General features: G+C 57.3%; 21 protein-coding genes, 1 tRNA gene and 3 pseudogenes. 19 read left to right on the forward strand and 6 right to left on the reverse strand.

Annotated features, from left to right (window positions below):
• Positions 1-154 precede the first annotated feature (154 nt).
• The 8 genes from ACP7B3_RS02425 (at position 155) to ACP7B3_RS02460 (ending at position 8,507) form a co-directional block, all read left to right on the forward strand.
• Positions 155-511, forward strand: a complete 357-nt coding sequence (locus ACP7B3_RS02425; RefSeq protein ID WP_404482938.1) for a metalloregulator ArsR/SmtB family transcription factor — start codon at positions 155-157, stop codon at positions 509-511.
• Positions 512-530: 19 nt separating this feature from the next.
• A complete protein-coding gene (locus ACP7B3_RS02430; protein ID WP_145160920.1) occupies positions 531-1,814 on the forward strand; it encodes an arsenic transporter in 1,284 nt (427 codons plus the stop codon).
• A 391-nt stretch (positions 1,815-2,205) separates the two neighbouring features.
• Positions 2,206-2,997 (forward strand): AraC family transcriptional regulator, encoded by a 792-nt coding sequence (locus tag ACP7B3_RS02435; protein ID WP_426177620.1) that lies wholly within the window; start codon positions 2,206-2,208, stop codon positions 2,995-2,997.
• A 71-nt stretch (positions 2,998-3,068) separates the two neighbouring features.
• Positions 3,069-3,680, forward strand: a complete 612-nt coding sequence (locus ACP7B3_RS02440) for a LysE family transporter (RefSeq protein ID WP_426177622.1) — start codon at positions 3,069-3,071, stop codon at positions 3,678-3,680.
• A 317-nt stretch (positions 3,681-3,997) separates the two neighbouring features.
• Complete coding sequence (locus tag ACP7B3_RS02445) at positions 3,998-4,306, forward strand: hypothetical protein (protein ID WP_145160926.1); 309 nt, start codon at positions 3,998-4,000, stop codon at positions 4,304-4,306.
• A gap of 235 nt (positions 4,307-4,541) precedes the next feature.
• A complete protein-coding gene (gene mgtA / locus ACP7B3_RS02450) occupies positions 4,542-7,256 on the forward strand; it encodes a magnesium-translocating P-type ATPase (RefSeq protein ID WP_426177624.1) in 2,715 nt (904 codons plus the stop codon).
• A 63-nt stretch (positions 7,257-7,319) separates the two neighbouring features.
• Positions 7,320-7,667: a DUF2493 domain-containing protein gene (locus ACP7B3_RS02455; protein WP_106579131.1), complete on the forward strand. Its 348-nt coding sequence runs from the start codon at positions 7,320-7,322 to the stop codon at positions 7,665-7,667.
• A gap of 18 nt (positions 7,668-7,685) precedes the next feature.
• Entirely contained in the window at positions 7,686-8,507 is an 822-nt protein-coding gene (locus ACP7B3_RS02460; RefSeq protein ID WP_426177626.1) for a hypothetical protein, read from the forward strand.
• Here the strand turns inward: ACP7B3_RS02460 and ACP7B3_RS02465 are convergent.
• Complete coding sequence (locus ACP7B3_RS02465) at positions 8,504-9,193, reverse strand: tellurite resistance TerB family protein (RefSeq protein ID WP_242196462.1); 690 nt, start codon at positions 9,191-9,193, stop codon at positions 8,504-8,506. The two genes, ACP7B3_RS02460 and ACP7B3_RS02465, sit on opposite strands and share 4 nt — an antisense overlap.
• A gap of 126 nt (positions 9,194-9,319) precedes the next feature.
• Here ACP7B3_RS02465 and ACP7B3_RS02470 point away from each other — a divergent pair, with 126 nt between their 5' ends.
• Positions 9,320-9,847, forward strand: coding sequence for a DinB family protein (locus tag ACP7B3_RS02470; RefSeq protein WP_426177628.1), 528 nt, complete (start codon positions 9,320-9,322; stop codon positions 9,845-9,847).
• Between the two features lie 2 nt (positions 9,848-9,849).
• Here ACP7B3_RS02470 and ACP7B3_RS02475 read toward each other — a convergent pair whose 3' ends face one another.
• The gene (locus ACP7B3_RS02475) at positions 9,850-10,308 is read right to left on the reverse strand and encodes a GFA family protein (RefSeq protein WP_242196459.1); all 459 of its coding nucleotides are present in this window, start codon (positions 10,306-10,308) and stop codon (positions 9,850-9,852) included.
• A gap of 181 nt (positions 10,309-10,489) precedes the next feature.
• Between ACP7B3_RS02475 and ACP7B3_RS02480 the strand changes: the two genes are divergently transcribed.
• On the forward strand, positions 10,490-10,771 hold the full coding sequence (locus ACP7B3_RS02480; protein ID WP_145160938.1) for a hypothetical protein: 282 nt from the start codon (positions 10,490-10,492) through the stop codon (positions 10,769-10,771).
• On the opposite strand, the gene ACP7B3_RS02485 is transcribed toward ACP7B3_RS02480, so the two are convergent.
• Positions 10,749-11,138: a VOC family protein gene (locus ACP7B3_RS02485; RefSeq protein ID WP_426177631.1), complete on the reverse strand. Its 390-nt coding sequence runs from the start codon at positions 11,136-11,138 to the stop codon at positions 10,749-10,751. The two genes, ACP7B3_RS02480 and ACP7B3_RS02485, sit on opposite strands and share 23 nt — an antisense overlap.
• Positions 11,139-11,368: 230 nt before the next feature.
• On the opposite strand from ACP7B3_RS02485, the gene ACP7B3_RS02490 reads away from it, so the two are divergent.
• Positions 11,369-11,455 (forward strand) — tRNA-Leu (locus tag ACP7B3_RS02490).
• 205 nt (positions 11,456-11,660) lie between these two features.
• A complete protein-coding gene (locus ACP7B3_RS02495) occupies positions 11,661-11,837 on the forward strand; it encodes a DUF3606 domain-containing protein (RefSeq protein WP_145160942.1) in 177 nt (58 codons plus the stop codon).
• A 222-nt stretch (positions 11,838-12,059) separates the two neighbouring features.
• On the opposite strand, the gene ACP7B3_RS02500 is transcribed toward ACP7B3_RS02495, so the two are convergent.
• Together ACP7B3_RS02500 and ACP7B3_RS02505 are read right to left on the reverse strand one after the other, a co-directional pair.
• On the reverse strand, positions 12,060-12,767 hold the full coding sequence (locus ACP7B3_RS02500; RefSeq protein ID WP_426177633.1) for a hypothetical protein: 708 nt from the start codon (positions 12,765-12,767) through the stop codon (positions 12,060-12,062).
• Between the two features lie 395 nt (positions 12,768-13,162).
• Positions 13,163-13,546 (reverse strand): RidA family protein, encoded by a 384-nt coding sequence (locus ACP7B3_RS02505; RefSeq protein ID WP_426177635.1) that lies wholly within the window; start codon positions 13,544-13,546, stop codon positions 13,163-13,165.
• Between the two features lie 517 nt (positions 13,547-14,063).
• On the opposite strand from ACP7B3_RS02505, the pseudogene ACP7B3_RS02510 reads away from it, so the two are divergent.
• From ACP7B3_RS02510 to ACP7B3_RS02530, 5 genes and pseudogenes are all read left to right on the forward strand, one after another.
• Positions 14,064-14,783: pseudogene (locus ACP7B3_RS02510) on the forward strand (MCP four helix bundle domain-containing protein); the annotation flags it as partial.
• A 306-nt stretch (positions 14,784-15,089) separates the two neighbouring features.
• A pseudogene (locus ACP7B3_RS02515) lies at positions 15,090-15,689 on the forward strand (methyl-accepting chemotaxis protein); the annotation flags it as partial.
• Positions 15,690-15,773: 84 nt separating this feature from the next.
• Positions 15,774-16,304, forward strand: coding sequence for a GAF domain-containing protein (locus ACP7B3_RS02520; protein ID WP_145160951.1), 531 nt, complete (start codon positions 15,774-15,776; stop codon positions 16,302-16,304).
• 499 nt (positions 16,305-16,803) lie between these two features.
• Entirely contained in the window at positions 16,804-17,625 is an 822-nt protein-coding gene (locus tag ACP7B3_RS02525) for an alpha/beta fold hydrolase (protein ID WP_369302931.1), read from the forward strand.
• The gene (locus ACP7B3_RS02530; RefSeq protein ID WP_426177638.1) at positions 17,615-19,129 is read left to right on the forward strand and encodes a PAS domain-containing sensor histidine kinase; all 1,515 of its coding nucleotides are present in this window, start codon (positions 17,615-17,617) and stop codon (positions 19,127-19,129) included. The genes ACP7B3_RS02525 and ACP7B3_RS02530 overlap by 11 nt, the downstream gene beginning before the upstream one ends.
• A gap of 199 nt (positions 19,130-19,328) precedes the next feature.
• Here ACP7B3_RS02530 and ACP7B3_RS02535 read toward each other — a convergent pair whose 3' ends face one another.
• On the reverse strand, positions 19,329-19,868 hold the full coding sequence (locus ACP7B3_RS02535; RefSeq protein ID WP_426177640.1) for a GNAT family N-acetyltransferase: 540 nt from the start codon (positions 19,866-19,868) through the stop codon (positions 19,329-19,331).
• A 275-nt stretch (positions 19,869-20,143) separates the two neighbouring features.
• Here ACP7B3_RS02535 and ACP7B3_RS02540 point away from each other — a divergent pair.
• Together ACP7B3_RS02540 and ACP7B3_RS02545 are read left to right on the forward strand one after the other, a co-directional pair.
• Positions 20,144-20,332: pseudogene (locus ACP7B3_RS02540) on the forward strand (aldo/keto reductase); the annotation flags it as partial.
• A gap of 108 nt (positions 20,333-20,440) precedes the next feature.
• Complete coding sequence (locus ACP7B3_RS02545; RefSeq protein ID WP_426177642.1) at positions 20,441-21,046, forward strand: cysteine hydrolase family protein; 606 nt, start codon at positions 20,441-20,443, stop codon at positions 21,044-21,046.
• The last annotated feature ends 32 nt before the right edge of the window (positions 21,047-21,078 follow it).

A 21,078-nucleotide genomic window follows, 5' to 3' on the forward strand; every position in this document is an offset into this window, starting at 1 on the left:
GGGCAGGCACTTTAGGACATTCGTGTTTCATTTTAATTTCAGACACTTGTGGCTGATTGTCGGGCATTTGATCCACGTCAACGGAATTCAGGATTTGACCTACATATATGGCAAACCATATATTCGCAACGCTATCCATACCAAGACCTCGATCATGTCCGCCCCCCTCTCTCCGCCCGAGCTGTTCAAATGCCTGGCCGATGCCACGCGCGTACGGTTGATGTTATTGATCCTGCGCGAGGGCGAACTTTGCGTGTGCGAACTGATCCATGCTCTGTGCGACAGTCAACCCAAGATCTCCCGCCACCTGGCGCAACTGCGCAGTGGTGGGCTTTTGCTGGATCGTCGCCAGGGTCAATGGATCTACTACCGCATCAATCCGGCACTGCCCGATTGGGTCACCCAAGTGCTGGACACCACCTTGCAAGCTAACCAGCCATGGTTGCAAAACGACGCGCAGCGTCTTGATGCAATGGGCAACAGACCACAACGGGCCAGCACCTGCTGCTGAGCCATCGGAGCGTTTATTCATGCTTGTCGCAATTGCGATTTTTATCTTCACCATCGTTCTGGTCATCTGGCAGCCCAAAGGCCTTGGGGTCGGCTGGAGCGCAACCATGGGCGCGATTCTGGCCCTGGCGTGCGGAGTCATCAGCCTGTCTGACATCCCGGTGGTGTGGCACATCATCTGGAACGCCACTGGCACCTTTGTCGCGCTGATTATCATCAGCCTGTTGCTCGATGAAGCCGGGTTCTTTGCCTGGACCGCGTTGCACGTAGCACGCTGGGGTCGTGGGCGTGGCCGGCGCCTGTTTGCCTATATGGTGCTGCTCGGCGCCTTGGTGTCGGCATTGTTTGCCAACGACGGCGCGGCGCTGATCCTCACACCGATTGTGATGTCGATGCTGCTGGCGTTGCGCTTTTCCCCGGCGGCCACCCTGGCCTTCGTGATGGGCGCCGGGTTTATCGCCGACACGGCGAGCTTGCCGTTGGTGGTGTCGAACCTGGTGAACATCGTCTCGGCGGATTATTTCAAGATCGGCTTCAACGAATACGCAGCGGTCATGGTGCCGGTCAACTTCGTCAGCGTTGCTGCGACGCTGGCGGTGCTGCTGTGGTTTTTCCGCCGCGATATTCCGCAGGCCTACGACCCCGCCGACCTTGATGACCCGGCCAGCGCCGTCCACGACCGTGCGACCTTTCGTGCCGGGTGGTGGGTACTCGGGATTTTGTTGGTCGGCTGTTTCGCCCTGGAGCCGCTGGGCATTCCGATCAGTGCGATCTCCGCCGTGTGCGCCGTTTTGTTGCTGGTGATCGCCGCCAAAGGCCACAAGATTTCCACGCGCAAAGTGCTGAAGGACGCCCCGTGGCAGATCGTGGTGTTTTCCCTGGGCATGTACCTGGTGGTCTACGGCTTGCGTAACGCGGGTTTGACCACCTACCTGGCAACCTGGCTCGACACCTTCGCCACCTATGGCGTGTGGGGCGCGGCGATGGGCACCGGGGTGCTGACGGCGCTGCTGTCGTCGGCGATGAACAACCTGCCGACGGTGTTGATCGGCGCGCTGTCCATCGAATCCAGCCATGCCGTGGGCGTGGTCAAGGACGCGATGATTTACGCCAACGTGATCGGCAGCGACCTGGGCCCGAAAATCACTCCCATCGGCAGCCTGGCCACGCTGCTGTGGCTGCATATTCTTGCGCGCAAAGGCATCAGCATCACGTGGGGCTACTACTTCAAGGTCGGAATTGTGCTGACGTTGCCGGTGCTGTTGATCACCCTGGCGGCGCTCGCCTTGCGCCTGAGTCTGTGAAGACGTGTGCGGTGAACCGACTCTGGATGAGCTTGGCTACCGATGTCAGCATCCAGCATTACAAAAAAGGTAATCGCGACCTTGATCGTCCCGGCGTCATTGTCGTCGCCAGCAACCCTGACTACCTGGGCAGTTACCGATATCGATAGTGATGACGAGCGTATTTATAAAAAACACGCGTCCTCGTTTGCATCAATGAAATATTTAAAACCCTGAACCTCTTTTTGGAAGGTGCAGAGCTTACTGAACCGTCATCCTGCCCAGTAAGCTCAGCCCCCCAAATAGCGACCGGTCCACAGTGCGTATCCTTAAGCGCACGTTGCAGCCAGTGGTCGATCTGAACACCCTCGTCAGCGTATGCTCACGGCTGATTTTTTATCGAGCCGACCCTATGAGCGCCATGCAACATGCCTGGCTGGGCAACTACGAAGTCACCCATACACGCTGCACGGGCCTGACCTTTGCCCGCCATAGCCATGATGAATGCGTGATCGGCGTAAACCTGGTCGGCGAGGAAAGCGTCTGGCTCGACCGCCGCGAGTTCCAGGCCGGGCCTGGCAGCATCACGTTGTACAACCCCGGGCAGATTCAAGGCGGCGGCGCGGCTGATGGCGCACCCTGGCATTTTGTCAGCCTGTACGTCGCGGCCGACGCGTTGGCGGCTGACCTGGGGCTGGCCCAGGTGGAATTTGATCGCTCGCTCTGCTTCCAGCCCGACCTGGCACAGCGCCTGGCTGCGGCGGTCAAGGGAGCCTTGAACGACGACCCATTGCTTCGCGAGATTAACGAAGACGCCTTGGTTTTGCTGCTGGGTGAAGTGGTGGGTGTTAGCGGCGTGCGCCTGCCCGGTGTTGCCACGGGCGGCAAAGGCATGATCCGCCGCGCCCAGGAGCTGCTCGCCGAGCAACTGAGCCAAGCGCTGCCGCTGGACCAGTTGGGCGATGAGCTGGGCTTGTCCAAATTCCATCTGTTGCGCACCTTCCAGAAAGAAACCGGGCTGAGCCCCAGGCAGTGGGCGATGCAATTGCGTACGTGTCGTGCCAAGGGACTCTTGCGCCGCGGCGCCTCGGCCAGCGACGTCGCGCATGAGCTGGGGTTTGCTGACCAAAGCCATCTCAACCGGCACTTTCGCGCCGCCTATGGCATTACCCCAGGCCGCTATCAAAGCCTGTTGAAACGCTGAAAGCGCAATCTGGTTCAAGACACCTGCGCCACACAGCCGCACACTGCGCGCCTCTGTTGAAGGAAAGCGGCATGGTCACGATCTTTTTTTACGCGCTGGTATTCGGTTTTGTGTTTTGCCTCTCACCCGGCGCGGTGCTGGCAGAAACCTTGCGCCGTGGCTTGCTCCATGGGTTCACCGCTACCTTGCTGGTACAGATCGGTTCGCTGGTGGGCGACGCCGCCTGGGCGGTGATCGGCCTCACTGGCATCGCCCTGCTGGTTGAGCATGAAGCCGTGCGTGTTCCGCTGACGATTGTGTGCGCGGTGTACCTAGCCTGGCTCGGTGTGCGCAGTCTGATCGACGCCTGGCACCTGCCCGCGGCGGACAGCGGGCCGGTCCGCTCCGGACAGAATGCGCTGGCAGTGGGCGCGGCCATTTCCCTGGCTAACCCGAAGAACATTGTGTACTGGGGCGCGTTGGGCAGCGCCTTGTCCGGGATCGTCGGCGGCACGCCCAGCCCTGGGCAAACCCTGATGTTTTTTGCAGGTTTCATGCTGGCGTCGGTGCTGTCGTGTTTTCTGATTGCGGCGCTGGTCAATCTGTTACGCAAAAACGCCTCGCCGCTGTGGCAGCGCGTCAGTTACGGCGCATGTGGTTTAGTGTTGATCTATCTGGCAGTTCTGGCTGCACAGGGCGTATGAAGTTATATATCCCATAACTAACCGTGCCCCTTGTCTGAATAAACTCTGAACGCGGACTGATTTAATTAATCATGCGTTGACATTTTGTAACCGTCTGAGTAGATTGCCCGTGCCCGCAACTGGGGCCTTTTTTAAACCTCACAAAAGAAGCCAATGGACACAGTATCTAGTCGCTGTCCGAGCACCGCTTTAGCGGGCATCGGGCGCCAAACCCAGAATATGACAGGACTCGCCTTCCAGGTCCGGTAAGCTGCGCTAGAGCTTAATGCTCCACCGTAACTGCCTCACCGGTCGCCCGTCCGGTCCCGAGGTGTGTTATGACCTTCCAACTCATTGCTTTGCCCGATGTACGTACGCTGGCCGCCGCCCTGCGCGCCAAGCTGTGCCGCGAGCCCGCAGGCTTTTCGCCTACCCGGGCCACGTTTGCTGCACCCTCCCCTCAAGCCAGTAAAGACCAAGCGCGTCCGGCCCCGGTGTTGGCGCACTGGCACCTGTGCCCTGCCAGCGGCCAACTGCTGCAGCACTGGGACCATGCCGACCCTCAAGACCCGCAGAGACCCCAGGTTTCCATGCTGGCTCAAGCGCGCCTGATGTTCGGACTTTACCTGAGCACTCGCAGCGCTTAACCCGGCTGGAAACAGCAACTTTCTAATTGATGTTCTGGAGTTCTTTATGAACACGTCCAGTAGTAGCCCGCTGCGCGTTAGTTAACTAACGCGCGTGTGGCGGGCGCTGTAGAAGTTATGTGAACACCTTATTTAAACCGATCGCGAAGTTTGCGGCTCGGCATGCTTTCGCTCGCCTGTCTTCAGGTAAGTACCGGGTATGTTTTGTCGAGAATTGGCGACAGGAGTACAGACAATGAGCGCCGTAAAAAACACGCCTCTGCACAAGAAAAATGGCACCGACACCGACACCAAACTGTCGATGCGCGCCGCCCGCGAAGCCCAGAACGGCCTGCAGGCTACCCTCGCCAACGTGCGAGCCACCCAGGATGGCTTGACCGAACTGGACGCCTCGGCGCGTCTGCAACGCGAAGGCTTTAACGAAGTGGCCCACGACAAGCCGCCTCACGCCCTCGTCCAGTTCCTGCAGGCGCTGAACAATCCCTTCATCTACGTGTTGCTGACCCTGGCGGGCATCAGCTTTGTCACCGACTATTGGCTGCCGTTGCAGGCCGGTGAAGAAGTCGACCTGACCAAAGTCATCATCATCATGACCATGGTGCTGCTCAGCAGCCTGCTGCGCTTCTGGCAGGAACACCGCTCGGCCAAGTCCGCCGAAGCACTCAAAGCCATGGTGCGCACCACCGCCACTGTGCTGCGGCGTGAGCAAGTCGGCGCTCAGCCGACCCTGCGCGAAGTGCCGATGCGCGACCTGGTCGCCGGCGATATCGTGCAACTGTCGGCCGGCGACATGATCCCTGCCGATGTGCGCCTGATCGAATCCCGCGACCTGTTTATCAGCCAGGCCGTGCTGACCGGCGAAGCCTTGCCGGTCGAAAAATACGACACGCTCGGCGATGTCACGCAAAAATCCGCCTCTTCGCTGGCGGCCGACCAGGGCAATCTGCTGGACCTGCCCAACATCTGCTTTATGGGCACCAACGTGGTCAGTGGCCGCGCCAAGGCCGTGGTGGTCGCCACCGGGCCGCGCACTTACTTTGGCTCGCTGGCCAAGGCGATTGTCGGCTCGCGGGTGCAGACCGCGTTCGACCGTGGGGTCAACAGCGTCAGCTGGCTGTTGATTCGCTTCATGCTGGTAATGGTGCCGATCGTGTTCCTGCTCAATGGCTTCTCCAAAGGCGACTGGGGCGATGCATTCCTGTTCGCTCTGGCGGTGGCGGTGGGCCTGACCCCGGAAATGCTGCCGATGATCGTCAGCGCCAACCTGGCCAAGGGCGCTACCGCCATGGCCAAGCGCAAAGTAGTGGTCAAGCGCCTGAATGCGATCCAGAACTTCGGCTCGATGGACGTGCTGTGCACTGACAAGACCGGCACCCTGACCCAGGACAAGATCATCCTCGAACACCACGTCAACGCCTTTGGCCAACGTGATGATGCGGTGCTGTCCCTGGCCTGGCTGAACAGCTACCACCAAAGCGGCATGAAAAACCTGATGGACCAGGCCGTGGTGCAGTTCTCGGAACACAACCCCAAGTTCCAGCGGCCATTTGCCTACAGCAAGGTCGATGAATTGCCGTTCGACTTCGTGCGCCGCCGCCTGTCGATCGTGGTCAAGGACGCCGCCGGCGACCAGTTGCTGGTGTGCAAAGGCGCGGTGGAAGAGATGCTGAGCATTTCCACCCACGTCATGGAAGATGGCGCTGCAGTGCCGCTGGATGATCGTCGCCGTGACGAGCTGCTGGCACTGGCCAATGACTACAACGAGGATGGCTTTCGCGTACTGGTGGTCGCCACCCGCAACATCCCCAAATCCCTGGCTCGTCAGCAATACACCACTGCCGATGAGCGCAACCTGATCATCCAGGGCTTCCTGACCTTCCTGGATCCACCGAAGGAAACTGCGGGCCCGGCGATTGCGGCGCTGCAACAAATTGGCGTGGCGGTGAAGGTGCTGACCGGCGACAACGCGGTGGTCACCAGCAAGATCTGCCGCCAGGTCGGCCTGGAGCCTGGTCAACCACTGCTGGGCGTAGAAATCGAAGCGATGGACGACGCGACGCTGCTGCGCCGCGTGGAAGAACGCACCGTGTTTGCCAAGCTGACGCCGCTGCAGAAATCCCGGGTGCTCAAAGCGCTGCAAGCCAACGGCCACACTGTGGGTTTCCTCGGCGACGGCATCAACGATGCGCCGGCGCTGCGCGATGCTGACGTGGGCATCTCGGTGGACAGCGGCACTGACATCGCCAAGGAATCAGCCGACATCATCCTGTTGGAAAAGAGCCTGATGGTGCTGGAAGAAGGCGTGCTCAAGGGCCGCGAAACCTTCGGCAACATCATGAAGTACCTGAACATGACCGCCAGTTCCAACTTCGGCAACGTGTTCTCGGTGCTGGTGGCCAGTGCGTTCATTCCGTTCATGCCGATGCTGGCGATCCACCTGCTGCTGCAAAACCTGATGTACGACATCTCTCAGCTGGCCCTGCCGTGGGACAAGATGGACAAAGAATACCTGGCCAAACCGCGCAAGTGGGATGCGAAAAACATCGGCCGCTTCATGATCTGGATCGGGCCGACCTCGTCGATCTTCGACATCACCACCTTTGCGCTGATGTGGTACGTGTTCAGCGCCAACAGTGTGGAAATGCAGACCCTGTTCCAGTCCGGCTGGTTTATCGAGGGGCTGCTCTCGCAAACCCTGGTGGTGCACATGTTGCGGACCCGCAAGATCCCGTTCTTCCAGAGCACGGCCGCCTGGCCGGTGTTGATGATGACCGCCCTCGTCATCGGCCTGGGGATCTACGTGCCGTTCTCGCCACTGGGCACCCTGGTCGGCCTGCAGCCGCTGCCGCTCGCGTACTTCCCATGGCTGGTTGGCACGCTGTTCGCCTACTGCTGCGTGGCCCAACTGATGAAAACGATCTACATCCGCCGCTTCAAGCAGTGGTACTGATCACCCGCCTCTGAAACGGTGGCCGTCGCCCGGCGGCCACCGTGCAACACAAGGATTCTGACTATGCGCGTGTTGATCTGTGCAGGTCGTCATTACGCCGACACCAAAAAGTCCCGCCAAGTGCTGGACGCTTACCACCGCCTGCGCCCGGTGCAGGTATTGATTCACGGCGGCAACCAATTCCTGGGCAGTGACGTTGAGGAATGGGCGCGGGAAATCGGCATCGACGTGGTGCGCTACCCGCCCAATTGGCAACGCCATGGCAAGCAGGCGGAACGCCAGCGCAACCATTTCATGCTGACCGACAGCCGCCCCGACGTGGTCATCGCCCTGCCGGGTGGTGACGACACCTCGGAGCTGGTCTGCCAGGCCAAAGCCAGCGGCATTTCGGTGCTGACCGTAGAAAGCTGAATTCAAGCGAGGTGCATCATGCACAACAAACACACCCCTCATCGCCAAGACGGGTTTGCCAAATATCGCGCACGTCACTATCGCGGCGCTCGCCATACCCTGTTGCTGCTGCCGCCGGCCAAGCGGCGTGCACTGCAACGCAACCTTACGTTTATTGGCGTGACCCTGGGCCTTGTCCTGCTCATCGCGCTGCTTTCCAAAGCTCACGCAGCCGGTGGCGCCTATGTGGTTGATGACGGCGCGGTCAACGCCCCAGGCGAATGCAATGTGGACGCCTGGTACACCGCCAATCGGCACGAAGGCAACAGCCACAGCGAAACCTTGAACCCGGCCTGTACCTTCAACGCACTGCCCTCGGTGCAATGGAGCGCCGCATTGTCGCGCGCCAGCCAGGCCGGCGATGCCCAAACGCAGGTCAGCCCGCAAGTGAAGGCCCAGGTGTGGTCACGCGAAGACCTGGGGCTACAGCTGGCAGTTTCGGCAACGTCGCATGTTGCCTTGGATCGCCAACACGCGTTCGACGGCGCGGACCTGAATGTGCCATTGACCTGGCAACCTGTCCAAGCGCTGCGCCTGAACCTGAATGGCGGCTGGACGCATGCCTACAACGGCGGCGCGCAAAACCATCGTTTGACCTGGGGCACGGGGTTCGAATATCAGCTTGCGCATGCTTTGACGCTGATCGGTGAGCGCTACGGCCAGGAAGGCGGCGACCAGGCCTGGCAGGCCGGGCCCCGCTTCCATCTGGGCGCGTTGGTGGACGTGGATGTCGTCGTCGGGCAGAGCCTGAGCGGCGAGCGCGACCAGTGGTTGACGACCGGCGCCACCCTACGTTTCTAAGCTTTGGCTTGCTGTTCCAGGTGCAGTTGCAGATCAGGATCGAGCTGCAACTGCCCTGCCAGTTCATCCAGATAGCTACGCTCGCCTTCCTGTTGATCATTGACCAGCATCACGCTGGCCAGGTAGATCTCCGACGCCACCGCCGGGTCACGCGCATACTCGGCAAAATCGGCAGCATTGAGCGGCTTGGCCACTTCGGCGTCGAGCCATTGCTGCAATTGTGGGTCATCGGTGTGGCGGCCGATTTCGGCGCTAATCATCTGCTGCTCCTGCGCGTCGATCTTGCCATCCGCCTTGGCGGCCGCAATCAATGCACGTAACAGCGCATGGCTGTGGGCCTCGGCCTCTGGGCCATCGAGCTGGTCAACCGTCTGAATGGCTTGCTGGGGTGCAGACGCCTGCTGTCGTTGCCAGGCCTGATACGCCTGAAACGCGGCCATCCCGAGGGACGCCAGTGCCGCGTAATTCATCCCGCCGGAACGCGCCTGCGTCGTACCGCCGGCGGGCGCGCCGCGCAGCAGCCCACCGAGACCACCCAACAAACCACCCAGCCCACCGCCGGCCGAGGCAGTGCCGGTGCTGGTGCCTTTGAGCAAACCGCCCAACAGGCCGCCCAGGCCACCGCCCGAGGTGGCGCTGCCTGACTGCCCGCGCAGCAATTGTTCCAATAGATCGCTGGTATTCATGGTCTTGCCCTCCCAGGGCGCAGTGTTGGCGTTCAACAACCATAGCCCGCCGCAGCTGGAACACCATGACCGCCGGGCAGGCACGCTCTATGATGACGCCATTGCGCCGTTGAGAGAGCCCCCCCCGTGAACCGTATCGAGCACATCGCATTGATGGCCCACTACAACCAGTGGATGAACCGCAAACTCTACGACGCCGCCGGCACGCTGAAGGACGCGGAGCTGGCGGCGGATCGACAGGCGTTTTTTGGCTCAATCCTCGGCACGCTGAATCACCTGGCGCTGGGGGATACCGTCTGGCTCAAACGCTTTGCCCAGCATCCAGCGGGCTTTTCGGCGCTGGCCCCCTTGAGTGCGATTGCCACACCCACCGACCTCAAGCAGCTGGCCTTTGCCGATATCCGCGCGCTGTCAGCCCATCGCGCGTGGCTGGATCAGCTCATCATCGAGTGGGCGCATAGCCTGCGCGAGTCCGATCTGGACCAGCACCTGAGTTATCACAACATGCGCGGCGCAGCGAACCGCAAGCCGTTCTTTGGCTTGCTGGTGCATTTTTTCAATCACCAGACCCACCACCGAGGCCAGGCAACCACGCTGCTGACCCAGGCGGGCGTGGATGTAGGCGACACCGACCTGCTGGCACTGATTGACTGAGCTCAGCGTGCGCTGAACGCGGCGTAGGCCTGCATCAAGCGTGGAAAGTCCTGCGGCTCAGGCAATTGCGCAAAGCTTTCGACGGCAGGCGTGGAAACCCAGGGCAGCTTTTCGCTGGTCCAGGTTTCCATGAACGGCACGTAATCGTGGGCGTCATCCAACAACGTCGCGCGCACATTGACGAATTCGTCGATGCCATGGGGTCGGGTAAACAGCCAGCTCATGCAATGCGGGCAGCAATAGTGACGGTCCACACCGTGCAAGCCGCCGATGACCGGGCAACCCTGGGTCACGGTAAAGCCACTGGCGGGGATCAAGGCGCTGAGGGAGAACGCGCTTGAGGTCATTTTCCGGCAGCCGCTGCAATGGCAAGCCATGGTAATCACCGGCGGCAGGCTCACGCTGAAACGCACCCGGTTACAACGGCAGCTGCCTTCCAGGGGCAACACGTCGACAGTCATCATTCATTCCTTTTTATGATTTTTGGCCCCGCAGGGTAACGTGAAGCCGTCGCGAAACAAACCGAACGCCACGCCGCGCCCGGGGTCCAAACCCTGAGGCAGCGGGGTTAATTGCCCCGCCCTGCTCACGTGCACCTGCTGGTCTGGGATGCGCGTACCCCCATAAGAAGGAGACGCTTACATGGTCACTCACTTCAAGGTCGCCGGGCATCTAGCCTGCGGCCACCACGGCAGCAACCTCACGTCCAGCACCGAGCTGAACCGAGTCAAATGCCGCACCTGCCGCAATACCGAAGCCTACAAAGAAGCGCGCCGCACACAACGCAATGCCGCCCGCCGCTCCGCGCGCAAAACCCAGACCCACACTGCCAGCGACTGGCGCAGTGCGTGGACACAACGCCTGACCGACCTGCCCGGGTTGCAGCGCTTGCCACGCGGGTTCAGTGGGCAGCGCTTTGTCTGATCTGTTCGGGTATTGAGAAAATATTCACCAGGTTCCCATCGGGGTCCTGCAGCAGTGCGCAAGTATTGCCCCATGGCATGATCGTCACAGGCATTACCACTTGCGTGCTGCTGACCCGCAGCAGGATAGCCTCCACCTCCTCCACCTGAAACTCCAGGATCGCCGAGCGGTTACTCGCAGCGACGGCCAACCCGTTGTTATGCAAGCGAATCAAACGCTCGTCGCTTATCGCCAGAACCACACCCTCGAAATGAATCTCGGCAAAACCATCAGTCCGATGCCGCGGCTCGATAGTCGACAGGTTTTGATAGAACCGTATGAGTTGCTCAAACTGTTGAGTCACGATGCGAACAGATGCAAATTTCATGAGCTGACCTGACTGGAATACGCAGGCGCACTCTAATTCAGGGCTGTGTCAGATAGTGGCAGGAGCATGTCGTGGCGTGTCAAAACCCTCGCCTCGACGCCAGGTTCCTCGTGTAGATCACTGATCTGGCAAGCTTTTTCAATTTTGCGCGAATGCAACAAACACAACGTTCGACCTTGCATCCCAGCGCCTGGGTCTATATATTCCCAACCCTGCTGCACCGCGCTACCGCCCGAATGGCGAAACTGGTAGACGCATGGGACTTAAAATCCCCCGCTCGTAAGGGCGTCCCGGTTCGATTCCGGGTTCGGGCACCATGGATATCAAGGGCTTGCATGATGAATTTCATGCAGGCCTTTTTCTTTTTTGTTCCGCAATTTCCACACTGTTCCGCAATTCCCCTCCTCCGGCGTCCTGCCGAATGCAATTACCCTCCTGTAACCTCAATCGAACTACCCATACCTTCCCATGCTCTATCGGGAGTCGCCTGGGCCCTCCAGGCCAACCCGCAGGGAGTGGAATATGTCTGATGATCTGAAAAACCGCGGGCCTCAAGATCGTGCTCGAGTGAACACATCAGAACCTTGGGAGCTAAAGCACTGGACGAAGGAGTTTGGCGTAACAGAGCAACAGCTCAAAGACGCCGTTAAAGCTGTTGGTCCGATGGTTACTGACGTTCGTGAGAAGCTCGGCAAATAGTGTCAGACGCGCCCTGCGCTTGGCGGGGCGTGTTCAATTTCTTCGCGGTGTCTGCGGCAACCTGCAGCGCCTCACCGAAGAAGCTCCCTGCTACGCTGTTCGTCTCAGGGAGGAACGTCGATGCCACATTCAGATTTGATCCCTTCCCCGCTCTCAAAATGCTATGAAAACCAACTCGCTCTTGAGGAAACCTGATGCGCGCTTGATCTGTCGCCCCTTCATCTACTCGTAGTAGACCTTGGCGGAATATTTGTAGTCTCGTCCCAGTTTCGCGCACCATTCGGGGAAGCCGCCTATGGGATTTTCCGAATAGGCTTTCCAGTCCGCGATGAGGCGATCGAAATGCTGCACTTCAGATGTCAGATAAGCCAGCGCTTCGGGATCAGGGGCTTCTGCTATGAGTCTTCTGGCACGCTCCAGCGCTGAGGTCGCCTCGTCAACACTGCCTAAGAAGAAAGACTCGTCAAGATGATGGGTGGCATAGTCAATCCCTCCAAGCGCAAAGTCGATCAGCATCCTGCGGACAGGCATATCTTCGGGGAACCCAGAAAGTGCTCTGGTAAGGAGTTCAGGGTCACGGTTGAGCATCCCGAGCCATCGCACGGGTAAGGTTGTGACTGCATCTTCCTCCATCCATGCCTTCAACGTAGGCACCAGAAACCGGGCGGTGAGCGGCTGCGTCAGAAACTGATGGTTTTTTGAGGATCGCGAATTGGCTTCGAGAATTTCGATTGCTGCGCGACGTGCGGCGGCGCTATCAAACGAACTGGATGCGACGAGAAACCGTTCAAGTGCAGAAAATGCTTCGCGACGTAGCCCTTGTTCTCGATATCGACAATAGCTCGCAAGTGGCTTCAGGTCAGAATGTGCATCAAGGCTCTCCGCAAGCGCCAGAAGCCCTTCGAAATTATCATTGTTCCAACAATACATGGCAGTAAGGCCTAAGAAATGCGGCTCCGAGAGTATGCTCGGCGAGCGGCGCGAGCAAGATGAAAGCCATGCCTCATTGAATTGATGTCGTTGCCAAATGTTTAAACTCCCGCAGCGAGCAAAATTGCTGAGCTGTGCCCGCACAACTGGATGCCATTACGCAACCAGTAACCCCCGCTCGCTACGGTCCAAAGACGTGATCACCCACCCTTTGCGCAAGCCGGGCACGAACAAGTGTTCGAAGGTCTTGCTGTTGGCGCTGGCGTCGATCCTCGCTGCTCCCCGGGTGAACTAACATCGGCTGTCCTGACTGCAAAATTGAGCCGTCTTTTCCATGGCCATTTTTTGAGCGGTTTGCACACTGTTCGACCATGCAAAGCCGCCACTACTGCCTGTCACACCCCGAAAATAGCCTCAATTTCGATATTCAGTTCCGGGGAAAACAACTTTGAAACTTCGACCAGGGAGCTGGCAGGCAAATGCCCTTCATAGTGCTGCACCAGCACCTTGCGCAGTTCGCCGATTTGGCTGAAGTCGGTGATGAATAGAGTCACCTTCAAGAGTGCAGACATATCGGTGCCCTCTTCGGCGGCAACCGCTTTAATCTGCTCCAAAATAGCATTGGCCTGTTTTTCTAGGCTCTGCCCTTGAGCATCAGTTCCGAACGCTGTGAAGCCTGACAGGTACAGGGTATTGCCATGTTTCACCGAATGCGAATAGGGCCCCACGGCAGGAGGAAGTGCTGCGTAAGTTTTACGTTCGATATTATTACTTGGCATATTGGCGTGTCCGAAATGTCAGTAGAACGGCCATGGGAAACGTGAGGACTAAGGGGCCTGAATTGATTCGGCCTTTAGATTAATTGTCGTAGAAATACCACATGACAGTCGCCACTGTGGCGACCCACCCGAGGGTCAGCAGTATTGAAAGACCCGCAAGCCGCTTGTCCATCGTGCCCTTTCAGTTACCAAAATAATCGAAGTCAAAGCGTTCCCGGCAAGCGTAGTTCACTGCGCGAAGCCTGCAACGGTGCGCACGTCGTTGCGGCACGCCCCCGCTTGGATTAATCGAACATTCCCCTCCGTCCCGCTTACGGTATGAGCGCCTGCAACTCATGAGCGCGCAATTATTTAGCGCGCCTATTATCCCGATGCATTCTTTTGTATTCCTGGATTTACGTCTGCCGCCCAAGCTGCAGCCGAGAGTCACTGTGCCGCATGAACAGTCTGTCTTGTTCGCGCTCAACAAAATGACGTGGGTTGCCACGCCAATAAATCCCGGCCCTCGGAGGCCTATATGAAATTAAGATCCTTGAATATCGCGCGCAGGGCTTTCGTCTGCTTTGGGCTAATTACACTCCTGCTCATAAGCCTGGCGGGCTTCTCGTATTTGCAGATAGATCACCTACGTAATGCAGAGCAGGACATCGAGCAAAACTCCCTGCCCAGCGTCCAGGTCATTGACGACATTCAAATCGCCCTGCTCCATGCGCGCCTTGAAAGTATTCGCATGCTTTCGAGCACGACCAAGGATGTGCATGATAAATCGCTGTCGTTGGTCGAAGGCGCCATACAGACGCTCCAGTCGAAGACAGCGTTTTACCGTGATCATCTGATTTCTGGCGAGCAGGATGAAATCCAGTTTTCGAAGACAAACCAAGCTATGAATGTCTACATCGACGGTCTCAAGAATGTACTTGCCCTCGATATTTCTGATCATGACCAAGCTGTCCTTTTTGCGAACACAGAGCAGGCACAGCGAGCAAGCGCCTATCAGGAGCAGCTAACAACGCTTCGTGAGCAAAATGCGCGTCAGGCGGTGGTGTCGGGGCAAGACGCGACAGATGTATATACGCATAGCGTTAAAGTCTTGATCTTGGTTCTGGTAGTCGCATTTATCTTAACCATCGTCCTGGCGACCCTGTTCACTAAAAGCATTGTCAGCCCCATCAGCGCCTCGCTGAAGTTGGCCGAAGATATCGCGTCTGGCGACCTCACCCACGACCTTGAAGTTACAGGTTCAGACGAAGCTTCACGCTTGATGCATGCGCTCAATCGGATGCAGAAAAATCTCAGAAACACGATCTTGGAAATCTCGGGAGCGTCTGCCCAACTGAGTACCGCAGCGGTTGAAATGACCTCGATCACCGAAAGTGCCGATCGCACCCTTCAGCAGCAAAACAGCGAAATAGAGCAAGCAGCCACGGCAGTGACCGAAATGAGCGCCGCCGTCGAAGAAGTCGCCCGCAATGCCAACTCCACATCTGAAGCGGCCACGCAGTCCAGCTTGGCGGCTGATCTGGGCAATCAAAAAGTGACTGAAACGTTGACGGCCATGCGCGGACTGACGGAACTGGTCGAAGTCTCCTCAACCCAGGTGAAAGAACTCGCAGGCCAGGCTCAAGACATCACCAAAGTTCTGAGTGTGATCAGGGCGATTGCCGAGCAAACGAATCTCCTGGCGTTGAATGCAGCAATTGAAGCGGCACGGGCGGGTGAACAGGGCCGTGGTTTTGCAGTGGTGGCCGATGAGGTTCGGGCTTTGGCGCACCGCACCCAAACGTCGACCCAAGAAATCGAACAGATGATATCCACCATCCAAGCCGGTTCTTCAGCCGCAGTCGAGTTGATGCACAAGAGCACCTCTGAGGTCTACACCACGCGAGATACGGCAGAGCAAGCAGGCCAATCGCTACGCCAAATTATTGATTCCGTACTGGAAATCAACGACCGCAATATTCAGATTGCAACCGCTTCCGAGGAGCAAGCTCACGTTGCACGTGACGTAGATCGCAGTCTCATCAGCATCCGTGACTTGGCAATTCAAAGCACTGAGGGTACCCGCCAGACGTTGACTGCAAGCAATGAGTTATCACGTCTAGCAGTCAACTTGAATGACTTGGTTCTCCGATTCCGGACCTAAAAGCTGGATCAAGCACAGTGCGTTCATGGCACAGAGTTACCAATCAACAGTGACACGCTCAGCTACAGACAGCAGGGGATAAAAATGGCTTCTCATGAGATTGCCTTGCACTCTGTGCTGAGCGCAGATGAACGTTCTGAAATAGCTGAACTGGAGGCCACAAGCGCTATTTTGCAGCTTGTTACGCGCCTTACAGGAATGCGATTTGCCGGGATTGCCAAATTCACGGAAAAGGACTGGATAGTTTGCTCAGTTTTCGACCCAACCCATCTAGGGATAGAAGCTGGAAATATCCTGGAGTTGGAAATCACCCTCTGCAGCGAGCTGAGAAGAAACCCCAAAGCCCTCTTCATTCCAAAAATCAGTGGCGATCGCAGATATTCAGATCGCCATGTCGTCAAGCGATACGGACTGGAAAGTTATGCAGGCGCTCCTATCTTCCTTCCTGATGGGCGACTCTTTGGTGCTTTATGCGCGCTGGACTCACGCTCAATATTGTTTGAAGACCCGGATCTTGAGGAGACTTTGGTTTTATTCGCCAAGTTAATAGGCTGCATTTTTTTCACCAACCTTGCTGCTGAACAAAAGCCGGCAAGTCCTTGTCAGGCTTCGTAGAACTAATTGATTGAATCGTCAGCGTGCAATAGCGCGAATGTATGCCTGGCAGGCCCGAATGGCAGCCCCTACGCAGCGTACCAACATACCGGACACCGCCCAGATGTAAGGAACGAAATGGGCAGCGCTGCAAGCCTACCTTGCAGTCCCCCTCCAACCTCCTATCCAACCGGCGGTTGGTCAGCGATGTAGCGTTCAGCCAAGGCTCGTCTGCACCGAGCATTCCGCCGACATCGGGCCTCACAAAAACAAGAGATTTTCACGGCGCCTGGCTGACCATCCGAAAAGCCACCTCTAGGCATACGCTTAAGCATCACGTCCCAAGTTTTTAAACCAGCTGCCATACATGCGTTCTCATTTTGCCCGCTGCGTCATGCCCGTTGAAACTAGCTATCGTCCAGGTTTTTGCTGCCAAGCAGGACGGACAACGGCAGTTAATGACGTAGACTGTTAAACTCGCCCTTTCGAATTCCATGTGTGATCAGCGCAGGAGGCTTAAATGTCTGTCCTAACCCGCAACAATGTACGCGTCCATGGTTCAGGCCCTGTCACTCTAGTTTTTGCGCATGGTTTTGGGTGTGATCAGAACATGTGGAGACTCGTCGAGCCGGCATTCCGCGAGAACTTTCGGACGATTCTTTTCGACGTTGTAGGCTGTGGGAAGTCAGACCTCTCAGCCTATGAGGTTGTGAGGTACTCATCATTGAAAGGGTACGCGCAGGACATCGTGGAGATTATTGAGGAGTTTGCGGACTGCCCGGTCATATTTGTTGGGCATTCTGTCAGCGCTATGGCGGGCGTAATCGCCGCGAATAAGCGGCCTGATCTATTCGGGGCGCATGTCATGGTTGGGCCTTCACCGTCGTATATCAACGATGGTGAATATTTTGGTGGTTTCAGCAGGGAGGACATCGACTCTCTTCTGGAGACGTTGGAAAGCAACTACCTTGGCTGGTCGAGTTCCATGGCCCCCGCCATCATGGGCGCGCCTGGACAGCCCCATCTTGGTGTCGAATTAACCAATAGCTTCTGCCAGACAGACCCTGATATTGCGAAGCGGTTCGCCAGGGTGACGTTCCTATCTGATAACCGCACTGACGTGGCCAAGCTACTGGCGCCGGCGTTGATTATTCAGTCATCCGACGACATCATTGCACCTGTCGAAGTAGGTCGTTACCTCAACAAGGTGATCCCGGATAATCGTCTTGAGGTGATAGAAAACGTGGGGCATTGCCCGCACCTGAGTGCTCCTGATCTATGCATCAATTCGATCCAAAGCTTCATTGCAAGCGTTCAGGGTCGAATTGCTCATGGCGGCTAATGACGACCCAGTCCCTGATGCCGACTTGCTTTACGAGCACGCTCCCTGCGCCCTCATTATCACCAGCAAGGCCGGTTTAATCCTTCGCGCAAATGCCACCTTCTGCGAGTGGTTGGGATACTCCAAAGATCAGTTGGTTGGCCGACGTAAACTACAAGAGTTGCTGACTGTCGGAGGACGGATTTTCCATCAAACTCACTGGATGCCTTTGCTTGAGATGCAGCGTTCCATCTCCGAGGTAAAGCTTGAGTTTGCGACGTCTGAGGGTAAAAAATTACCGATGATTCTCAATGCAACAAGGCGGGAACACCTTGGCGGCATTTTCGATGAGGTTTGCGCGTTTGTAGTGATCGAGAGGCATCGATTCGAGCAGGAAGTGCTGATTTCCAAACGGCAAGCTGAGGAATCGCTCGAAGCTCACCTAGCTCTTCAGCGGGATTTGTCGGTTGCCGATGCGAGACTGCGAGTTGCTCTAGAGTCGGCCAAGATGCACGTTTGGGACGTCGACCCGGTGACACTTGAGCGTCGTTACGATAACAGCGTCGCGCAATTGCTCGGTTACCCGTCAAACCAAGATGTTTCAGCGTCAGTTTACTCAGACCTGATAGACCCTAATGACCGTCCAAGAGAGGCCGAGTTATTTTCGGCGGCTCTCGGATCGGTAGCTCAGGAGTATCGCTGCATTTATAGATTGAACGGCGTTGACGGCGTTCAGCGCACGGTACTCTCCACTGGGCGTGCGGCATTCGACCCAAACAACAAGCTCGTTCAGTTTGTCGGTATCCTTCATGACATTACAGACGTAAAACGGGAGCAGGCAGCAGCAGAAGACCGTGCTCTATTCTCTGAGCAAATGATTGGGATAGTGAGTCACGATCTGCGTAATCCCCTATCGGTGATCTCAATGGCCACCGAGGTGCTTGAGCGGAATGATCTGTCCCCCAGGCAGCTGAAATTGGTTCGGCACACTCAGGAAGCGGCGCAAAGGGCACGCAGGCTTATCAACGATTTGTTGGATTTCACGCAGGCCAGAATAGGACGCGGTATTGGGGTAACAAAAACGACTATCGACCTACACCTGCTGATCGCTGCGGCTGTCGAGCAGCTTCGAATCGTTTATCCCAAACGAGAGCTTCTGCATTCAATCAATGGCCAGGGTCTATGCATGGCTGACAGCGATAGGCTTACGCAGCTTGCAGGTAACCTTATTTCCAATGCTGTTACATACGGAGCGGTGGATCGCCCGGTGACAGTAACCTCCTCCATTACGGAGCAAGGTTTCGAGCTGGTGGTGCACAACTGGGGTATACCGATTCCTCCAGACTTCCTCGCCACGGTCTTCAGTCCGATGACTCGTGGCGTCAATCTTGCGCAAGATAGTCGCAGCGTTGGATTGGGGCTTTTCATTGTCCGCGAAATCGTGAAGGCACACGGCGGCACGGTTTCGGTTAGCTCAACAATTGAAAGTGGGACAGAATTCAAGGCTACTTTTCCGTTAAAGTAAGCCTGTGATCCCTGTTAAAAAACACTTTCGCCAGATGCAAAAAGCCCAGCGCGGGCTGGGCATTGACGGATGTTAAGCTCCGATGCGAGAAAGCGCTGGAGCGTTCCAGCAAAGTCCGTCGGACAGACCCTTTTCTTTTGCCCTGCACAAATCCCCCCCGCGTCCCGCCGACCGACGATCACACGCGCATCCTGATCCGCTACAACTCGTTACCCACCAACGCATCACGCTCAACTTTATAAAAAAGGGTCTCTTGGGTGCGCCCGGCGACATCCTTCGTCGCGGAATGCGACAACCTCCCGCCGATTTTCTGCATGGCCCGTTGTGAGCGAATGTTCTGAGCGCCGATATGGAACCATACCGTGTCGACCCAACGAAATGCGTGGTCGAGCATCAGGCGCTTGAGTTCCCCATTCGCCGCGCCGCCCCATTTTTCGCGGGCTAAAAAGGTGTACCCAATCGCAACCTCACGTTTTTCTTCACTGAAGTCGTAGTAGCGAGAACTGCCTATCACCGCATGGCTGGCACGGTCGATCACCACCACAACGCTCTGCGACTTCAATGCCTCGTCGAACCACTCACGAAATACCGGCGCCTGATAGCGGGTTGGACTCGGGTGCTGAGCCCAGAGCAAAGGATCGGCGGCGACGCGGTACAGGGCTTCGAAATCTGCGCTGTCCAACGGGCGCAACTCAAGCGTGTGCCCGACGATGGACGGCGGAATGGGCAGCGATTGCACCGATGTTTCTCCATAAGTTCGATGTGGGCGGGTCGTGACGCGTAGGCCGTTAGCATCGCAATAATCAGCCTGTTTGCGCCAGGCCGATGAGCAGCCAGGCAAACATCACTCAGGCTTGAACACTCAAAAACCCACAATAGATTTTATGTAGAATCTATTTAATAAATGTTTGCAGTCATGCCTCTTCATTCTCGCTTGAGAAATTCCTCAACGAACACGACCCAACCGTCGTGCTTGACCTACGATTAAAGGCCTGATGAGGCCGAGGTGATGCGATGAGTTTGAATGACAACATTATCGGGCAACTGGGCTTCGGCACGGCGCCGCTGAGCAACATGTTCCGCGCCATTGACGAAGACGAGGCGGCCGCTGCCGTCGCCGCCGCCGCCTGGGCTCAAGGCATCCGTTTCTTTGACACAGCGCCGCTGTATGGCGCCGGCTTGTCCGAGACTCGCCTGGGCAAACAGCCCCGCGTATCCGGCGGTTGCCGCACACTGTTTGAAGGGTACGACCTACAGCGTCGCCCTGGTTGAAGGCAGTAACGAATAAACCCTATTGATCGGAGAGCGACCATGCACCCGCATAAAACCGCAATTGTGTTGATTGAATACCAGAACGACTTCACCACCCCCGGTGGAGTGTTCCATGACGCCGTGAAAGACGTCATGCACACCACCAACATGCTGGCAAACACCGCCACCACGATTGAGCAGGCACGCAAGCTGGGCGTAAAGATCATCCACTTACCGATCCAGTTTGCCGACGGTTACCCTGAGCTGACCACACGCTCCTACGGCATTCTCAAGGGCGTCGCCGACGGCAACGCCTTTCGCGCCGGCTCCTGGGGCGCCGAGATCAGCGACGCGCTGACGCGCGAAGCCGCCGACATCGTGATCGAAGGCAAACGCGGGCTGGACGGGTTCGCCACCACCGGCCTGGATTTGGTCCTGCGCAACAATGGCATCCAGAACCTGGTCGTCGCAGGCTTCCTGACCAACTGCTGCGTCGAAGGCACGGTTCGATCAGGGTACGAAAAAGGCTATGACGTGGTGACCTTGACCGATTGCACCGCGACGTTCAGTGAAGAACAACAGCGCGCAGCCGAGCAGTTTACCTTGCCGATGTTTTCGCAAACGCTGAAACACACAGCGTTTCTGCAGGCGCTGAACGCCGAATGAAAAAAGGGGCGACTCAGACTGAGTCGCCCCTT

The organism is Pseudomonas sp. TWRC1-2, assembly GCF_049896685.1.
Classification (GTDB): Bacteria; Pseudomonadota; Gammaproteobacteria; order Pseudomonadales; family Pseudomonadaceae; genus Aquipseudomonas.